The 19,866-nt window shown below is 26.8% G+C and carries 17 protein-coding genes; 4 read left to right on the forward strand and 13 right to left on the reverse strand.

Annotated features, from left to right (window positions below):
- Positions 1 to 3: 3 nt before the first annotated feature.
- Together KGF45_RS03620 and KGF45_RS03625 are read right to left on the reverse strand one after the other, a co-directional pair.
- Positions 4 to 582, reverse strand: a complete 579-nt coding sequence (locus KGF45_RS03620) for a TerD family protein (RefSeq protein ID WP_227829734.1) — start codon at positions 580 to 582, stop codon at positions 4 to 6.
- A 34-nt stretch (positions 583 to 616) separates the two neighbouring features.
- Complete coding sequence (locus KGF45_RS03625) at positions 617 to 1,195, reverse strand: TerD family protein (protein ID WP_227829735.1); 579 nt, start codon at positions 1,193 to 1,195, stop codon at positions 617 to 619.
- Between the two features lie 328 nt (positions 1,196 to 1,523).
- On the opposite strand from KGF45_RS03625, the gene KGF45_RS03630 reads away from it, so the two are divergent.
- Entirely contained in the window at positions 1,524 to 2,960 is a 1,437-nt protein-coding gene (locus KGF45_RS03630; RefSeq protein WP_227838859.1) for a trypsin-like peptidase domain-containing protein, read from the forward strand.
- A gap of 73 nt (positions 2,961 to 3,033) precedes the next feature.
- On the opposite strand, the gene asnB is transcribed toward KGF45_RS03630, so the two are convergent.
- Positions 3,034 to 4,917 carry an asparagine synthase (glutamine-hydrolyzing) gene (asnB, locus tag KGF45_RS03635; protein ID WP_227841870.1) on the reverse strand — a complete coding sequence of 628 codons (1,884 nt, stop codon included), beginning with the start codon at positions 4,915 to 4,917 and terminating at the stop codon, positions 3,034 to 3,036.
- Between the two features lie 171 nt (positions 4,918 to 5,088).
- Between asnB and KGF45_RS03640 the strand changes: the two genes are divergently transcribed.
- Complete coding sequence (locus KGF45_RS03640) at positions 5,089 to 5,793, forward strand: superoxide dismutase (protein WP_285891640.1); 705 nt, start codon at positions 5,089 to 5,091, stop codon at positions 5,791 to 5,793.
- Positions 5,794 to 5,905: 112 nt separating this feature from the next.
- Positions 5,906 to 6,442 carry a metal-dependent hydrolase gene (locus tag KGF45_RS03645; protein ID WP_227829738.1) on the forward strand — a complete coding sequence of 179 codons (537 nt, stop codon included), beginning with the start codon at positions 5,906 to 5,908 and terminating at the stop codon, positions 6,440 to 6,442.
- A gap of 127 nt (positions 6,443 to 6,569) precedes the next feature.
- On the opposite strand, the gene KGF45_RS03650 is transcribed toward KGF45_RS03645, so the two are convergent.
- From KGF45_RS03650 to KGF45_RS03690, 9 genes are all read right to left on the reverse strand, one after another.
- Positions 6,570 to 7,190, reverse strand: coding sequence for a TVP38/TMEM64 family protein (locus KGF45_RS03650; protein WP_227829739.1), 621 nt, complete (start codon positions 7,188 to 7,190; stop codon positions 6,570 to 6,572).
- Positions 7,191 to 7,407: 217 nt separating this feature from the next.
- Positions 7,408 to 9,939 carry an FAD-dependent oxidoreductase gene (locus KGF45_RS03655; protein ID WP_227829740.1) on the reverse strand — a complete coding sequence of 844 codons (2,532 nt, stop codon included), beginning with the start codon at positions 9,937 to 9,939 and terminating at the stop codon, positions 7,408 to 7,410.
- 107 nt (positions 9,940 to 10,046) lie between these two features.
- Positions 10,047 to 10,664 (reverse strand): PepSY domain-containing protein, encoded by a 618-nt coding sequence (locus KGF45_RS03660; protein ID WP_227841871.1) that lies wholly within the window; start codon positions 10,662 to 10,664, stop codon positions 10,047 to 10,049.
- Between the two features lie 448 nt (positions 10,665 to 11,112).
- Positions 11,113 to 11,997, reverse strand: coding sequence for a mechanosensitive ion channel family protein (locus KGF45_RS03665; protein ID WP_227829742.1), 885 nt, complete (start codon positions 11,995 to 11,997; stop codon positions 11,113 to 11,115).
- 184 nt (positions 11,998 to 12,181) lie between these two features.
- Positions 12,182 to 13,432, reverse strand: a complete 1,251-nt coding sequence (locus tag KGF45_RS03670) for an MFS transporter (protein WP_227841872.1) — start codon at positions 13,430 to 13,432, stop codon at positions 12,182 to 12,184.
- Between the two features lie 258 nt (positions 13,433 to 13,690).
- Entirely contained in the window at positions 13,691 to 14,455 is a 765-nt protein-coding gene (locus KGF45_RS03675; protein WP_227841873.1) for an ABC transporter permease, read from the reverse strand.
- Positions 14,449 to 15,174, reverse strand: a complete 726-nt coding sequence (locus KGF45_RS03680; RefSeq protein WP_227829745.1) for an ABC transporter ATP-binding protein — start codon at positions 15,172 to 15,174, stop codon at positions 14,449 to 14,451. The genes KGF45_RS03675 and KGF45_RS03680 overlap by 7 nt, the downstream gene beginning before the upstream one ends.
- A 1-nt stretch (position 15,175) precedes the next feature.
- A complete protein-coding gene (locus tag KGF45_RS03685) occupies positions 15,176 to 15,544 on the reverse strand; it encodes a GntR family transcriptional regulator (protein ID WP_227829746.1) in 369 nt (122 codons plus the stop codon).
- 392 nt (positions 15,545 to 15,936) lie between these two features.
- Complete coding sequence (locus KGF45_RS03690; RefSeq protein ID WP_227829747.1) at positions 15,937 to 16,389, reverse strand: DUF6194 family protein; 453 nt, start codon at positions 16,387 to 16,389, stop codon at positions 15,937 to 15,939.
- 108 nt (positions 16,390 to 16,497) lie between these two features.
- Between KGF45_RS03690 and KGF45_RS03695 the strand changes: the two genes are divergently transcribed.
- Positions 16,498 to 17,457, forward strand: coding sequence for a helix-turn-helix transcriptional regulator (locus tag KGF45_RS03695; protein ID WP_227841874.1), 960 nt, complete (start codon positions 16,498 to 16,500; stop codon positions 17,455 to 17,457).
- A gap of 191 nt (positions 17,458 to 17,648) precedes the next feature.
- On the opposite strand, the gene KGF45_RS03700 is transcribed toward KGF45_RS03695, so the two are convergent.
- On the reverse strand, positions 17,649 to 19,193 hold the full coding sequence (locus KGF45_RS03700; protein WP_227829749.1) for a putative bifunctional diguanylate cyclase/phosphodiesterase: 1,545 nt from the start codon (positions 19,191 to 19,193) through the stop codon (positions 17,649 to 17,651).
- Between the last annotated feature and the right edge of the window lie 673 nt (positions 19,194 to 19,866).

A 19,866-nucleotide genomic window follows, 5' to 3' on the forward strand; every position in this document is an offset into this window, starting at 1 on the left:
ATACTAAACACTTAATCCATAGTTTCTGCAAAGTGCTTCTAAGCCACCTTCAAATCCTGCTCCAACTGCACTAAACTTCCATTCTCCATTATATTTATATATCTCACATACTGTAATTGCAGTCTCTATACTAAATTCTTCGCCTAAGTCATATCTTAATATTTCTTCGTCATTTTCAGAGTTTAAAACTCTTATATATGAGTTGCTTACTTGTCCAAAGTTTTGTTTTCTTTCAGCAGCTTCATATATTGTAACTGTTACAGCTATTTTTTGTATATGCTTTGGCATTGTATCTAAGTTTACTAATATTTCTTCGTCATCTCCATCACCTTCACCAGTTCTATTATCACCTAAATGCTCAACTGCTCCAGATGAATGTTTTAAGTTATTATAGAATATAAAATCTTCATCTCTTTCAACTCTTTGAGATTCTCCTACCATAAAAACACTGACATCTAAATCGTAATCATAACCACTATCGAATGAATTTGTATCCCATCCTAATCCAAGTTTAATATTTTTAAGACCTGGATTTCCCTTAGTTAAATCAATTTTTTGTCCTTTTTTTAATACTATAGCCATGGAAAATACCCCCTCTAGTTTATTATATTTAAAATTATAAGTTTATTCCAAAGTTTCCACATAAAGCAGCAAGGCCACCTTCAAAACCAGAACCTAGTGCGTTAAATTTCCATTCTCCATTGTGTTTATATATTTCGGCTACTACTATAGCTGTCTCTATACTAAAATCTTCACCTAATTCATACTTTATTAGTTCTTCATTTGTATCTTTATCTACTATTCTTATATAAGAATTGCTTACTTGCCCAAAATTTTGTGTTCTTTCTGTTGCATCATGAATTGTAACTGTAAAAGAAATTTTGCTTATTTCTCCAGGAATCTTAGATAAATCAACAACTATTTGCTCATCATCTCCATCACCTTCACCAGTTCTATTATCACCTAAATGTTCAACTGCTCCAGAAGTATGCTTTAAATTGTTGTAAAATACAAAATCTCCATCATTAGTAACACTTCCACTTACTCCTGTTAAAAATGCTGCTGTATCTAAGTCAAAGTCAAATCCACCATCATACTTGTTAGTGTCCCATCCTAACCCTACTAAAATATTTTTAAGCCCTGGGTTTCCTTTAGTTAAATCAACCTTTTGGCCTTTTGATAATGTTATACCCATAATTTATCGCTCCCTTGTTAATTTTAGCTAAACAAATCTTGCTAATTATTTATCTTTTTCTTTAATCATATTATAACATTTTTTATTCATTTGTGAATAAAACTTAGTTGATATTTTTAAAATATAATTAAAAAAATGTTTATATTTCTTACTTTTTACATAGATTTTACATATTTTTTTAAAGAGATAAAATCTATGTTTAATATGTAATTATATATCATTTATATCTACAAGTATACATTTTATTTTGAAACTACAAAATTCTTGTACTATATTGTTTTAAGATGTTTTATAATAGATTATATCATCTTATTAGAGGAGAAAAAATATGATTTGTACTATTAAACCATTAAAAGTTGTAATAAAGAATTCAAAAGAGCCTTTAAATGAATTTATGTCTAGTAAGTCTTATACAAATAAGAGTTCTTCTTATATTAAAGAAGTCTACTTTACACGATATATAGGTATTGAAGATTCTATTGATAAATACATAAAAAACATCAAAAATATAGATACTCATCTTTTTAATAATACAACTGTTCCCTATATTAGGCTAAACAACTTAAATATAAATTTTGATAAATCCCAAACAGATAAGATGCTCAATACTTTCAATACTTATAATGATGCTAAATTTAACAGTTGGAGCTTATACAATATTGAATTTCCTTGTAAAATAGAAAATGATACCTTAGATTGGACAAAAAAAATTGCATTTAAAAGTACATTAGAGTTGTTTTCTAAAAACACACCAAATTCAACACCTTCTATTGTTAAAAACTTTGCTGTTAAACTTTTATGTTGGATAGATTATTTTCTACCCAAATTATTTTATAATAAAGTCAAAATTGATGTTTCACCCAAAGTAGTGTATTTTGGAAATATTAAAAGACAGGAACTTTTTTTCTTGTATTTTTTATCACAGCTTGGATGTGATATTTTGTACATAAATCCTCATAAAGATATCCTTGATTTATATCCTGAATGTTCTAGATTTTCTACTTTAGTTGAACTTTCTAAAAAAAGTCCAACTATGCTAGATATACCTTTAGAAAAATTAAATACAGATATAAATAAGAATATCAATAATAACAAAACTTATACGCCTATAAATAAACCTCAATCTGAACAAACTTCTGTTGACACAAGCTTTACATCTGGAAAAAATAAAAAAGATAAAGAAATAGAACTTACATATGAAGAACTCGCAAAATTATCAACTTCTGTTGTTATGATTGTTGTGTGTGATAATGAAAATAAACCATTCAAGAGTGGTTCTGGAGTAGTCATAAATAGTGAAGGTTATATACTTACAAATCTCCATGTAGTTAATGAAGGCTATTCATTTTTAGTTAGATTTGAAAATGATGATAAAGTTTATACATCGTATCAAATCATAAAGTACCACTCAGATTATGATTTAGCTGTAATAAAAGTTGATAGAAAATGTAAAGCGATACCAGTCAAGGTCAGCAAAAAACCTGTAAGAGGTCAAAAAATAGTTGCGATTGGAAGCCCTTTAGGTCTTTTCAATACAGTTTCAGATGGAATTATCTCTGCTTTTCGTGACTTTGAAACAGTTCAAATGATACAATTTACAGCTCCAATCTCTAGTGGTAGTTCTGGAGGGGCTCTTTTAGATATGTTTGGCAATTTACTTGGATTAATTTCTGCTGGGTACGATGATGGACAAAACTTAAATCTAGCAGTGGAAAGTCATCTTGTCAAAATATTTGCCAATAATTTTATCGAAATAATAAACTAATTTGCTCTTGCTTCATGCCAATAGAGGGGGCGAGAACATTATATATGTTCGCCCTCTGTATGTCATGCAAAAATTAATATTTGATGTTTTTATGCTCTATAAACAATTGATACCATAGACAAAATGTAAATATAGTCCATATTTTTCTTGAATTATCTTTGTGACCTTTTAGATGTTCATCTAAAAGTTTTATTATATATTTTTTATCAATAAACTCGTCTACATTTGCATTAGAAATAGTTTCTCTTACAACATCCCCTAAATCATCTTTTAACCAAACTCTTATTGGCGTTGGAAATCCTAATTTTTTTCTCTGAATAACATGTTCTGGTACTATATCTTTAAAGGACTCTCTAAGTAGCACTTTTGTATTATTTTTTGTTATTTTTTGTTCAACTCTTAAATTTTTTGCTACATCAAATACATCTTTATCTAAAAAAGGTACTCTAAGTTCTAGATGCTCAGCTACAGAGAATTTATCAACTTTTTGAAGTATATCACCTTGAAGCCATGTATTTACATCTATATGTTGCATTTTACTTATATAATCGTAATTATTTTTCTGCGCTTCTCTGTATAAATTTGATAATAAATACTCATGTATATTCTTTTCCTTATATTTAAAAAAGAATCTTTTCACTTCATTATTTTCAAAAATCTTCGCATTTCCTATATATCTCTTTTCTAAAGGTATTGTAGCTCTATAAAGATAATTTTTGCCTTTTATATTAGGCATAAGCTCTGAAACTCTATTTAATACACCTCTAATATACACTGGTGAGTTTATAACTGATTTCACATTATTATATTCCTTGTATACATTGTATCCTCCGAATAATTCATCAGCACCTTCTCCAGACAACGCTATTTTAACATATTTACTAGCTTCTTTAATTAAAAAATAAAGACCTACTCCTGATGGGTCTGCCACAGGGTCATCCAAAAAATAAATTACACTAGGCAATGCTTTTATATAGTCATCTTGTGTTATGTTAAGTGGAATGTTTTCTATGCCCAATTTATCAGCTGTTTTTTTAGCTATTTCCAATTCACTATATCCTTTAACATTAAAACCTAGTGAAAAAGACTTTATATTTGGATTAATTTGTGAAGCTATAGAGGTTATAATTGATGAATCTATACCACCAGACAAAAATGTTCCAACAGGTTTATTTTCTAATACCTGTCTTCTTACCGAATCTATTACTACATTTCTCACTTCTTCTTCGCCTATATCTCTATTTCCTAAATGGTTCTTACTGTAAAAAAATTTTGTACTACTCCTAAATTCAAGTTTATTATATCTCTTTAAAGATAGTATTCCATTTTCCACTCTAAAAAAATGTCCTGCTGGTATCAATCTTATCCCTTGTATCATAGTATCTTCAGGAAGAACATATTGAAACGAAAAATAACTCTGTAAACTTCGTTCATTTATGTTTAGTTTTTTAATATACTCCAGTATAAATTTATATTCTGATGCAAAGATTATCACTTTTTCTTTATTTATATAGTAAAGTGGTTTTATTCCAAATAAATCTCTTGCCCCAAATATACTTTCATCTTTTTTATCATATATTATAAAGCTAAACATCCCTTTTATCTTATGTACACAATTTTTTCCAAATGCTATATAAGATGTTAATAAGATTTCAATATCACTATCTGTAGAAAAGCTGTACCCTTTTTTAATCAATTCTTCTTTTATCTCACAACTATTATATATCTCACCATTTAAAACTATAACCTTTCCATCTTTTTCAAATGGTTTAACTCCATGTATAACATCTATTACATCAAATCTATTAAAATCAAACTCTTTTTCCTCACCTTTTAAGTATTCTCTACTATCAAGACTTATATGATTTATATTATTTACAGATTCTTTTATTTTAAATTTAATATCTTCTTTTCCAGATATATCTCCTTTATAATAAATTGAAATATTGCCACACATATTATCAAATTTCCTTCCTATTTTTTAGTATTATCCTGTATTTCATAGTTTTGTCTTTGCCTTCAAAACTTATTCAATTTTAAAAAAATTACTATCAAATTTTTATAAATTATCTGCTAATCTTTCATAATTTTTTAATTTCTAGAAATACTATATTAGGAGGTGATTTTTATGAAGAAAAAAATGTTAATACCAGTTATTATGTCTTTATTTATACTTTCACAGTGTATAACTTTATTTGCTTTTACACCCGAAAATAACAAGTTTAAGGTTAAACCATTACCTTATGCTTATGATGCACTTGAGCCCTATATAGATAAAGAAACTATGATTTTACATCATGATAAACATTATCAAGCTTACGTTGATAAGTTAAATGCAGCTCTTGAAAAATATCCTGAACTTTATAATTATTCTTTATGTGAATTATTACAAAACTTAGATTCTTTACCTAAAGATATTGCTACAACAGTAAGAAATAATGCAGGTGGTGCTTACAATCATAAATTCTTTTTTGATATAATGACTCCTGAAAAAACTATACCTTCTGAATCTTTAAAAGCAGCTATTGACAGAGATTTTGGTTCTTTTGAAAAATTCAAAGAAGAATTCCAAAAAGCAGCTTTAGATGTTTTTGGTTCTGGTTGGGCTTGGCTAGTAGCTACTAAAGATGGTAAATTGTCCATTATAACTACTCCAAACCAAGATAGTCCTGTAAGTAAAAACTTGACTCCTATCATAGGTCTTGATGTTTGGGAACATGCTTACTATTTAAAATATCAAAACAGAAGAAATGAATATATTAACAATTGGTTTAATGTAGTTAATTGGAATGGAGCTTTAGAAAATTACAAAAATTTAAAATCTCAAGATTAATTAAATATTAAAATCCTTTTGAAAAAAACTTATGTTTGCTATATAATATAATAAAAGATAGTCTAAATTTACAAATATTACGTTTATAGTGACGATTCAGGAGGATTTTTATATGATAAAAGAAACACATGAAAGGGGAGGATATATATTAGCACTTTTGATACTCCCCTTTATAAATAATATATATTTAGTCAAATACGATACTACATATAAAATAGTATTAATTATAGTCTATATCTATTTTGCATATTTAGGTTCATTATTTCCAGATATAGATATGAGAGGTTCTTACATAAGCAAAAAGTTTATATTAATTTACAAGTTATTTGGAAGTAGGTTTAGACACAGAGGGTTTACTCATAGTCTTCTTGCCTTATTACTCATTGGTAGTTTTTTTAAGTCTCTAACAATCTTTACTAACAACAATATAGTTTTTTCATGTCTGTCTAGTGGATTTATAATAGGATATTTTTCTCACATGTGCCTTGACCTTATTACGAAAGAAGGTATCGAATTGTTTTTTCCCATTACTATAAACATTTCCTTACTCCCTATAAAAACTAGCTCGAAAACAGAAAAATTCATATCTAAACTTTTAAACTTCATAGTTATTTTTTTAATCGGATATCAATTTTACATTTTATTTTAATATATTTTTATAGCTATATATTTATAAATCAATTAATAAATTAAAAAAATTGTCTTAAAAGAATACTTTTAAATTTAAAATTTATTTAAATCTAATTCTTTTAAGACAATTTTATTTTTTTGACAAGTTAAATTCTTTTATTATTTCTGTCATTATCGTGTTTTTTATGATGAAATTCATAATTATGATTTTCAAGGTTTTTATTAACTTTACTTCCAATTTTCCATGATAAAAATACTAGTAGTATAAATGATGCTATCTTTAGTGGGCTTGTTATAAATCCTTCTATATCACTTGCCACATAACTTATTACTATAAACATTACAAATTTTCCTGCCAACATTGCTGGAACAAAATCTTTTATATCTTTTTTACAAAAAGCTGATGCAACAGTAACTAAACATCCAGGCATAAATGGACAAGCATATGCTATAAATAGCAGTTTAAATCCCTGTTTGTCCATCCAACTTATTGCTCTTTCAGTTTTACTATTTCTCAACTTATTAAAAAGTCTACTATCAGTAAATCTACTTATTAATAAAAATAATGAGGTTGTCCCAAGCCCTGAGCCAATCCATGATAACAAACACCCAAGTAATAACCCTTGTATCGCAGCATTTGCTGTAACTATCGCCACAAGTGGTAAGGCTGGTATAAAGCTTTCTATAAATGCACTTAATAAACCAATTATTGTGGCTAACACCCAATAGTTTTGAGTTAAATCAAGTAATTCTTGTATATACTGCATATTGCTTTTCCCCTTTTTTTAACTTTAACTATTATTATATACTCTATATTACTATTACATACCAATTTCAAAAAGGAATCTAATATTCAAAAGTAAATAATTTATGTAAATTTACAGTTAAGGTATATTTATTTTATTATATATTATAACAAAAAAGTCTTAAAATATGAATCTATCATATTTCAAGACTTTTTCTTTTTATCTGGATATATTTAAACTATAGTATATCTGACTTCATAATATCTTCAAAGTCCCCTTTTTCAGATATCAATCTTATCAATTTAACAGTACAACTTAAATCATTTATAAGTATAGCTCCTACTAATGAACCATCTTTCATAAATAACTTTTTATATACTCTTTTACCTTCATCTTTTGATGAAATTTCTTTATCAAAATCTTGTATATTACCAATACTAAATACTTTAACATTCATTGCATCTAATGAAACTGGATATACATCACTTTCAAATTTCAAACTATCTCCACTTGCATTTGCTCCTGCTATTTTTCCCATTTCTACTGAAGATGGCCATATTGCTAGACTAGTATTTCCTACTTGTGCAACATCTCCACAAGCATATATATCTTTAACAGTTGTCTGTAATGTATTATCTACAACAATACCTCTATCAATTTTTACAGATGTATCTTGAACCATTTGAGTATTTGCTCTCACTCCAATCGAAAAGACTACCATATCACAGTCAACACTATTGCCATCTTTAAATACAACTTTTTGAGCCTTTCCATCACCATCAATACCATCAACTGCCACACCTAATCTTACATCTATGCCTGTATCCCTTACACATTGTTCTAGTATTTTACTTCCTTCTTTATCAAGTTGTTTTGATAATATACCATCCATTGCTTCAACTACTACTACTTCTAAGCCTTTTAATTTGAATTCCCATGCTGCTTCAAGACCTAATAGTCCTCCACCAATTACTACAACTTTCTTAGACTTCTCTAATGCTTCTTTTACATTATATAAGTCTTTTATATTTCTAAGTGTAAATACATTTTCTAAATCATGACCTTTAATTGGTGGTATGAAGTTTCTACTTCCTGTAGCTATTACAAGCTTATCAAATTTAATAGCACCATCATTTACTACAATAGTTTTATTTGCTTCATCTAATTTATCTACATTTGTTCCTAATATTACTACTATATTGTTTTCGTCATACCAAGCTTTATCTTCCATATAGAAATCAGAATTAAGTTCTTCATTTATACCATCAGAAAGTGCAGGTCTGTAGTAAGTTAACTCCTCCTCATTAGAAATCATAGTTATCTTACAAGTCTTATTTCTTTTTCTTATAGCATCTGCTGCATAGAAACCAGCTGCACCATTTCCTACTATAACAAAATATTCATCAGTATCTTTTCTAAAAGTAACCTCATCTTCTTCAACTTCTATAAATTGGTCCTCTTTGGCTCCACATACAGGGCATATACTAGGAGCACTATCTCCTTCAAATACTTCGTTACAAATTACACATTTAAACTTTTTAGTTTTCTTTTTACTTCCAAAAGTAGAGTTTAACTTATCTAAGAATTTTCCTGTATAAGCATATAATTTGTCAACTTCTTCTCCTGATGGTTTAAAGTTAACAGCAAATGGTTTCACTGTTGTCATTCTAAGCTGATTGATTCTCTCCATAGCATTTTCTATACCTTCTCCACTCCATCCATATGAACCAAATACTGATGCAACTTTTCCACCATGAAGAACTGGATTTAAAGATACTAATATATCCCATATAGGTTTTAACGCATCTCCTAATATTGTTGGTGTTCCAAATAATACACCTTGTGATACTGCTATTTTAGCTAGAATTTCTTCTTGCTTATGTTCTATTACATCAAATAAATTCACTTTATAATTGCTATTTTTTTCAATATATGATTTTATAGCTTCTGCCATGATTTTTGTATATCCATGTGCAGAAACATAACAAATTGTAACTTCTTTTTCTAATTTTACTTGTTCATTTACACTCCAATTATAATAAAGGTCTATAATTTTTCTAGGATTTTCAGTCAATACTGGTCCATGACCTGGACACACTGTGTCTATATCTAAATCTTTTATCTTTTCTATAGCAGTTACCATAGATGGTTTAAATGGTCCCATTATACAATCATAATAATATCTTAAAGCATCTAAGTAATCCTTTTCTTCATCTTCATTAAGAGTGTTTACTATCTTATCATTACTATAATGACTTCCAAATGAATCACATGTTACAAGGGTTTTATCCTCTTTTATATATGTGTATATAGTATCTGGCCAATGAAGCATAGGTACAGAGAAGAATTCTAAAGTTTTATCACCTATTGATAGCACATCTCCATCTGCAACTGCAATATATTCAAAATCTTTGTTTACGATTTCCTTTAGATACTTAATGGCAGTTTCTGAAGCTACTACTTTTGCATTTTTTGCTAAATCTAAAAGTTTTTCAACGCTTCCTGCATGGTCTGGTTCAGTATGACTTACCACAATATAGTCAATTTTTTCAAAATCTATATTTAAATCATTTAATCTTTCAATATATTTGTCAAAATGTTTATCCTTCACTGTCTCAAATAAAACTGTTTTTTCTGTTCCTTTTAAAACATATGAATTATAAGTTGTTCCATAAGGTGTATACATAATTATGTCAAATACTCTTAAATCAGGGTCGAGCGAACCTACCCAATATAAATTTTCTTTTATTTTCAGTGATTTTAATGACATACCGTACTCCTCCTAAAATAATTATTTAACCTTTTTATACCCTATTTGTTATATTTTAAACAAATTTTATTTAAAAAAGAATTTATTTTAAAAGCAACTTAAAACTTTTAATCTTCTTTTTCTACCTCCAGTATAGTTCCTTTTTTAGAATCTACCTTTATGTCATATTCATTTTTTTCTTTATCTATTCTTATTTTATAAAAAGTAGCATCTAAATCTTTATCTAAACTCCATTCTTTTACTATTCCATCTTGTTCTTTTAATGCAATTTCCATAGCTTTTTGAGGTGTTATTATATCATTTAAATCTAATTTTTCTTCTCTAGCTTTACCATTTAAATCTTCTGAATCCAATTTTTCAGTTTTATCTTGTAATACATCCTTTGTATTAGCATCTATTTTCATCTTATACTCATTGTTATCATCTACACCTTCAACCGTATAAACATATTTATTTAAATCACTTTCAAGACTTAAATCTACTATATCAGCATCCTTATATTTGTCTTTAAATATATTTATTGCATCTGTGTAAGGTACTTTGAAATCTTGCTCCATTAAACTTTCATCCATTTTGCCATCTTTTAAATCACTATTTGATGCATTTGCTTCTTTTTTTGTGTCACCATTTTGAGGCGCTTGTCCTGAATTTGAATTTCCACTACATGCAGTTAATAAACCTGCAATAAGTATACTTGCTACTAATAAATATAGTTTTTTACACATAAAAATCCTCCTTAAATAATTAATTTATTCTATATTATACCCTTTAAATCCTTTATTTACCCTTTTATATTGCAGATACTTCTTACTTTATTTTAATAGTTTCAAGGCTTTACAATCTATACTTAAGAAGCTAAAAATCTATTTTAATATTACTTATATGAAAATTAACCTAAATAATAAGATATGAGTATAAATTTTTAAAGTTCTAATATAATACCTGTTTATAAATCATAATTATTCTTAAGAATAGAAATGTTGAATATATCGCTCAAAGATGAAATATTTTTAAAATCTATATAATATAATTTATTATACCAGAATTTTAAAATTTAAATCTATAAGATAGTAAAAATCATTATTAATTAAACATAAATATAAAAAATCTACATAAAGTAAATACAACTGAAAGGGATGCTATTTAAAGCATCCCTTTTATATAATTAAAAACTTAAATTTTATTTAGTTCTCTGACTGTTAAATCCATTTTAGGATATGGTATTGTAATTCCTTCTTCATCAAATCTAACTTTAACCTCTTCTAATAAATCCAGGTAAATTGTCCAATAGTCTTCTGTCTTACACCAAGCCCTAATTGCAAATTTAATTGCATTATCTCCATGTTCAACTATTCCTATAAATGGTTCTGGTTCATTTATTATTAATTTATGTTTGTTTACAATTTCTTTTAAGACTCTTCTAACATGTAATATATCATCTTCATATCCTACACTAAAAACCAAATCAACCCTTCTAGTATTTTTTGCAGAATAATTTATCAAACTATCATTTGATACAGAACCATTTGGTATAAGTATCTGTTTATTATCTGGAGTAGCTAATTGTGTATAAAAAAGACCTATTTGCTCAACTGTTCCTCCATGACCTGCTGCTTCTATGTAATCTCCTACTTTAAATGGTCTAATCAGAAGTATAATAAATCCTCCAGCAAAATTTGATAAACTACCTTGCAGTGCCAAACCTATCGCTACCCCTGCTGAAGCTATTACAGCAGCAAAACTAGATAAACTCATACCCCAGTATTCAAGAACAACTATTATAACAGCAACTTTAAGTACACTTAAAAGAAGAGATTTCAAAAACTTTCTTAACGTTAAATCAACATCTCTTTTACCAAGAACTGTCATGACATGGTTTACAATTTTTTTTATTATTTTAAATCCAATGGAAAGTATAAGTAGACCTATTATAAGTTTTACTCCACTTGTAGTTGCCCATTCCAAAAGGCTTTCCATCAAACCGCCCATGTCCATTTTATTAATATCTAGATTATTTAAATCTAACTTACTTATATCATCTATTTTTGTTGTATCCATAGAAAAAACTCCTTACTTTATATTTTAGAACCAATATTATAGTTTAAAGTTCTTATTTTTCTATTTAATATGATACAATATCATTTAATCATAGTAAACAAGATTTATATTCCAGTTAGCTCTTTTTTCTAAATCCAAACCCTCTATTATTTACAGAACTTTATGCTAAGTCACTCCGAAAATGCTACTTAGTTTTAAAATCATCATTTTTCACACCAATATGAGATGCTATTATAGTTATAATACTTAATACTATAAATATAATAAATCCTCTTTTGTATCCATCAACTGTATTGTAGAAATTTATTTGTAAAGATATAGCTATGATTAAATTAATAATACCGCTTCCTATAAATTCAAAGGTATTAATAACACTAGTTGCTAATCCAGAATAAATCTCTTTATTCTTATATTTAGCATCATTAAATACTTGTAAATGTGACATGACTATACACCCCATTATAAAAAATGCTACTGGTAAAAACATTATTGGTGGTTTTACTTTGAAAACAATTACAATTATTATCCATATAAATAAGTCTATCATTGCACCATATTTTATTATGTTAAACTTGCTAGACTTTATTTTTGCAAACACAAAATCCATAATTATTGAGCCAAATATAAATCCATATGTAAAAAATGATACTATAAATGCAGAAAAACTCTTGCTAACTCCATAAACGTCCATTATGTATCTTACTCCCCAAAGACTTGTAAATGCACTTGTTAAACCTACAAAAGAAAACATTATTATTGAATTATACCATGTTGACTTGTTGACTATAACAGACTTAATCCCCTCAATAATACTAATTTTTTCTGATTCTTCATAAATATCAACATTTACATTAAATCCATATTCTCTTGGTGTATCTCTAACAATAATATACATACAACATCCAATTAAAACACCTATTATACCTATTAATAAAAATGAATTTCTCCAACCAATAAATTCAGATAAAAATACTAGCGGAAAAGTAGCAAGAACTCCTCCCACATTTCCAACAAATGAGAACTTAGCTGTTGCAGAAGCAAACTCTGATTTATCAAACCATCTACCTTGAATTTTTAAGATACAAAGTAGTATTACTGATGTTCCTGCTCCTACAACTATACGAGAAATATATGCTAATTCTATATTTTGTATTAATCCAAATAATATAGAACCTACACTCGCTGTTATTATTCCAATACTACTAATTTTTCTTGCTCCATATTTATCAATTAATATACCTGCTGGTATTTGCATAAATGCATATGAGTAAAGGCAAAATGATGCTATATTTGATATTTGTATAGAATTAAACCCTAACTCTTTTGCTAAATTATCTGAGACAACAGCAGTTGACATCCTTAAAAATAAGACTAAAATAAATGAAAATGTAATTATGCCCCAAACACTCCATTTAGTCTTTGTATAACTTTTCATATTTTCTCCCTCAAATCCATGTAGTTTTAACTTTTATTACTCTGTTTGTAGACTTTCTATTTGCAGTATTTGCTTATAATAATTTTGTAATTATTTATCAAAATTTTTAGCATTCATTTTTATTATATAATACACATACACATTTAACCATATATAAGAATTTATTCCTGTTTACATAATACTCAATTGGTTACTTATTAAAGTAAACAAGAGCCATCTTTTAGGGTAGCTCTAAAAGATGGCTCTTTATAAAAATATCTATTCTAAATTTAAATTTCTATCTAGTATATATTTTGTAGCAACAAATAATATTACTAAAAGTATAATACTACCAAGTATAGCAAACATAAAATGAGAGCTTTGATATAAATGATAAATCATATTAGTATTTTCTCTTGGTAAAAATCTTTCAATTGTATTACCAACAGTTGATATTATCATATTTATAATTATAAAAGAAACAAATGCGGATACATTTCTATGTTTATTAAATCTTGGTAATTGCCCCATTGAAATTGCTGTGTATAGCAATAAAATGAATGAAGTATATGAAATAAGCATTGTTAATAATAACAAGAAAATATCTAAAAAGTTTTCAAATCCCAATTTAAAAACATTATTAAAAAAATCTAAAATCTCAGCAAATTCAATTCCAGAAGCACTAAAAAACATTAGTACTGAAAATGTAACTACTGCAACTATAAAACTAAGTACCGCATATATAAGTGCTGTTATACATTTGGATAATATAAGCGAACTAGTATTAACAGGAAGAGTAAACATTAAATAACCTTCATCTCCCAAAAGATTTTTTCTAAATCTTTGAATTGTAACTACAATAGTTAAAACACCTAGTGCCATAAAAAGACTTGTAAGTACAAGTATTCCTATTCCTTGTATTTGGAATATATCAATCTTCATAAATATTCCGTTTAATATAGCCACTACTATTATAGCTATATATAATGGTATAAACGTTCTTCCACTTGCCTTTAATTCATATTTTAATAGTTTTCCTAACATTTGAATTCCTCCCTAAATAATGCATCTATAGATTTACCTTTTTCCTCTCTTATTGCTTCAACATCTCCCTGTAGTACTATTTCACCTTTAGATATAAATATTACTTCATCACATATATTCTCTATCTCACTTATTAAATGAGTTGCAATCAACAAAGTACTATCCTCAGAATAGTTTTTTAGTATAGTCTTAAGTATATATGACCTTGCAGCTGGGTCAACACCTCCAATAGGTTCATCTAAAATGTATATATTTGCTTTTCTTGACATGACTAGAATAAGCTGTACTTTTTCTTTAGTTCCTTTAGACATTGTTTTTAATTTTTCATTTACATCAATATCTAAACTCTTAATCATTTCATTTGCTCTTCTAACATCAAAGTCACTATAAAAATCATAGAAAAATTTAAGTAAGTCTGATACCTTCATCCAGTCGTTTAAATAAGTTCTTTCTGGTAAGTATGATACTATTTTTTTTGTTTCTATAGATGGCTTCATTCCATTTATCATAATTTCACCATCATCAGGTTGTAACAATCCATTCATCAATTTAATCATTGTACTTTTACCACTTCCATTAGGACCTAACAAGCCAACTATTTTTCCTTTTGGTATATTCAATTCAACATTCTTTAAAACTTTTTTAGTTCCATAGCTTTTATTTACACCTTTAAATTCAACTATGTCATTTTGAGAAACATTATTTATATTTTTATCCATTTTATAATTCCCCTTTCAAATTTTCTGTTATAAGTTTTAACATTTCATCTTTGTCATATCCAAGTTTTACTAAAGTTTCTTTTAATGTGTTTATTTCAACATTGGCTATTTCCTCTTTCATAGCTTTTATTTTTTCCTTATCATCTGTTACAAATCTTCCTTTTGTTCTTTGGCTATAAACCAATCCTTGTCTTTCCAGTTCTGTTAAAGCTTTTTGCATTGTATTTGGATTAACTTCAGCATCCTCTGCAAGTGCTCTTACTGTTTCTAATTTAGAACCTATTTTTATTTCCCCTGAAACTATTTTTAACTTTAGATGTTCTACTAATTGTATATATATAGGTTTGTTATTATCAAGTTCCCATTCCATATTCATGCCTCCTCATTGTGTTATCATATTATTGTATTAATAACCTAATACAATAATATAATAATACAGCTCATATGTCAACTATTTTTAGATAAAATTATAAATATCTACAAGCTTTTTCATTTAAATATAGTTTTTATAAAAAATAGCATTTTAAAACCTATTATTAAATCTCAAAATCTTCAGGTTTGAATAGGTATAATACAAGAAATTTCCTTAATCACTATGTTTTTTGATATTTCATTTGGTATTTATTTTTCTCTTGTCTGGTTTAGAGATTTTCATTCAAGGCTACCAAATTTTATGTGAATCTATAAGAATATATGAAGTGAAAAAATATAATTGTATTTTTAGGTCTTGGTAGCCTTTATTATAATTATGTTCACATGCTATTACTTTTTTATCCTTTTAGCAAATTTTTCCTTAGCAAAATCGTATGACTCTTGTATCATTACTTTTAATTCTTTAAATGTTTTTTCTGAAGGATTTAAGACACATACCCATCCCATCCATGCGTAAACAGGATGAGGCATAATTGTATCCATTTTTTTAAAATCAAAGTCCATTTTCACAATTTGCCCAGCCTCTGGACGCTTTGGAATATAATCGAACATTTTAATAAATGTTTCCTTTTTCAAGCATACATTCACACGATAAACATTACTTCGGTTGAGTGATGAACTTTTGTCATTTTCACCATCTTTTTCTTTGATAGTAAGAACATATACTCCTTTCTTTAAAATACCATTAGGATTATAAAATATACCTCTTTCCCCCCAATTGTCTGTTAAAACAACATCATCTAAATTTGATACACAGTAATTGAATATATCATCAACTTTCATATTAAATATCCATCCTTTCTATAATATTTATATTGCTTTCAACACGATAATATCCTATCATATAATGGTGACAATAATTGTCACTATTATAAAAAAAGGAGTAGAAAAATGTCAAAGGCTGAGCGCTTAATTGAATTGATAATAACTATAAATGCAAAAAGAAATTTTACCTTGAGGGAATTGTCTGAAGAATTTTATGTATCAAAACGAACGATACTTAGGGATTTACAAGCTTTAGAAAGCATGGGATTCCCTCTATATTCAGAAACAGGGGCAACAGGTGGTTATCATATGTTAAAAGAACGTATACTACCACCAATTACCTTTTCAGAAAGTGAAGCAAAAGCAATATTTTTTGCCTATCAATCGTTAGCTTTTTATCGTGATTTGCCATTTGAACAAGAGAGAGTCTCTGTATTAAAGAAGTTTTTAAATTGTCTACCAGCAGATGTACAGCATAATATTACTCAAATACAAAATAAAATTGTATTCTGGACACCAGATAGACATTGCTCTTCTCCTTTGTTGAAAGAACTATTTAACATAATTACAAATAATTCTGCTCTTACAGTTCAATATTCATCAAATAAAAACCAAAGTATCCGAACTATTATCCCTGTTGGTTTATATGCAATGAATGGTCTTTGGTACTGTCCAGCGTATTGCTTAAAGTCAAAATCTATCCGTGAATTTCGTGTAGACAGAATTGAAAAGATTGTAAATATAGAAAATATAACAAGTTCAAAATACAGTATTCCAAATTCAATACATGAATATCTTGAAAATTTAGAAGTTGCTAAAGATTATCATATTAAAATTCAACTAACAGATATAGGAGTAAAACGCTGTGAGACAGAATTTCTATTAGCAAAAGGATTGACTATTTTTCCTAATGGTGGCTACATAGATATGTATATCTCAAAAACAACACTAAACTGGGTAGCTGAATATTTCTTGTCATTTGGAAAAGAGGCCACAGTACTAGAACCAATTGAGCTTAAAACATTGATAAAATCAAAAGTTCAGGAATTATACAATCATTACTGCAAAATAAATACTGAAATGTAATTTCAATAGATGCCACCAATAGATACTACATTCTAGTGTTTTAGTTAATCTATATGAGGTAAGACTATATTTATATTTGTTAATGTTTACATATTTCAATAAATAGATGTATAAAAATCCACATAAAAAATGAACACTAGATTAGAGTTCATTTTTAATATAACTTATTCATTTTTTATAAAGTAAATTAATTATTCTTTTGCTGAAGTGTATGCAATCAATTTTTCAAATTCTTCAATTGGCATTGGTTTTCCAAATAGATATCCTTGTGCCATATCACATTTGACTTCCTTCAATAGTTTAAACTGTGCTTCTGTCTCTACACCTTCAGATATTACTTTCATCCCCAATTCCTTTGCCATCTCTACAACTTTAGTAACAATTATTTTACTTCTCTTACTATTATATGTTTCCATGATAAATTTTTGGTCAAGTTTTAAGATATCCATAGGAATTTCTTTTAACATATTTAATGATGAATACCCTGAACCAAAATCATCCATAGATATTAAAAAGCCTATCTCTTTTAAATTATTCATTATATCAATTAAAATATCAAAATTATCAAATATAATACTCTCAGTTAATTCAAGTTCTATATATTTTGCAGGTATATTGTACTTATCAATTATATTTTTATAGGTTTCTATAAAATTATTGCAATATAAATGGATTCTTGAGACATTAACTGAAATAGTTACTGGGTTTATACCTGCATCAATCCATTTTCTAAGCTGTATACAAACTTCTTCTAGTACATATAAATCTAAATTTATTATAAAACCATTTTTCTCAAAAAATGGTATAAACTCACTTGGAGGAATTAATCCCTTATCACGATTTTTCCATCGTACAAGTGCTTCCGAACCTTGTATTTCTCCTGTATTTAGTTCTATTTTAGGTTGCAAATACACTATGAACTCTTTATTTTCTAAGCTTGAGAACATTGTATTTTCCATCTCTTTTTCTTTTATTTCTTGATCATGAATCTTGTTGTCATAAAATGCATATGAACTTTTATGTCCTCCTTTTGCCATTTTATGAGGTATATTAGCTCTATCTATTATTGGGTTGATATCTTTATCTTCTGGAAGTATAAAGTATATTCCACAGCTTAAAACCAATTTATATTTTTCTTCCTGATTATTATTAAATAAATCCAATTCTTTAAATATACATTCTAATCTATTTATTATATCTTCTTCTTCTTTATATTTCATAATTATTGTGAAATTATCAGCAGATATCCTTGCAAATATTTCTTCTTCAAATATATTATGTTTAATAATATTTGTTAAACTACATAAAATTTTATTTCCCACTTCATATCCGAACAAATCATTTATATACTTAAATTTATCAATATCTATATATAATAACGCATATTTCTCTTGAGTGTTTTTGCTTAATATTTTTTTAGCATCAATTACAAATTTATCCATAGTACTTGCTCCTGTAAGACCATCTGTATACACGATATTTTGTAATTTAACTCTTAAACTTAATTTATCATATACTATATAAAAAATAAGTACTAGACATATTATCGTCATAGTAAATATTATCTGCAATGCATAGTAGCTAATAAATTGTTTATTAAATAAGTTGAATTCAAAGTTATTTATGGAGTTATTTTTATAAAGCTTATGTAAAGAATAAACTGGTGTTGTATATTTAACTTGTAAAATTATACAAATAAATAAAAAAACCATTAATTTTTTTTGTAATTTCCTCATAAAAATTTCCTCCCATTAAAGCACCTCTATTTGATTATAAACCACTAGCAAATAAACACATTCCAAAAGTTTCCATTTCTTGTAAAATGGATAGTTTTTAGTAAAAATCAATATAATTATAATATAAAAATAAAATTTTTCAGAAAATTCATATAAAAAGATTGACTTTTTATCAATAATTATATGCCAAAATAATCCAATTTATTTTCTATTATACCGATATGAAATGTATAAATCAATAGGAAAGACAACTAATATAACATATTCTATATATATAGTATAACAAAATTTTACAAATTTTAAAGTAAATATAAACTATCCATTTTACAAGAAATGACTACTTTTTATTAAAATACAGTATTTGCAACATATTTACCTTTAAAATTCTATTCTATTTTTCTTCTTCTATTCATTTCCACAAATCAACACTTAATTTTCATAACAAACTAAATTGAATAATATTTAATTTGAATTTTTTAATATGTTACTTTCACTTAATTTTTTAAGGTCATTTTTTAAATATAAACTCTTTATAAATTCATTTATATAATTAAAATATTATATAAATGAATTTATAAAGAGTTTATATAATGAAGAAATAAATAAAATAACACTAAAGTATATATAAATAAAGTAATACTTATATATTTTAGTGTTATTTATTATCTCAATA

It is taken from the genome of Clostridioides sp. ZZV14-6154 (assembly GCF_020657785.1).
In the GTDB taxonomy this organism is placed as follows: Bacteria; Bacillota; Clostridia; order Peptostreptococcales; family Peptostreptococcaceae; genus Clostridioides.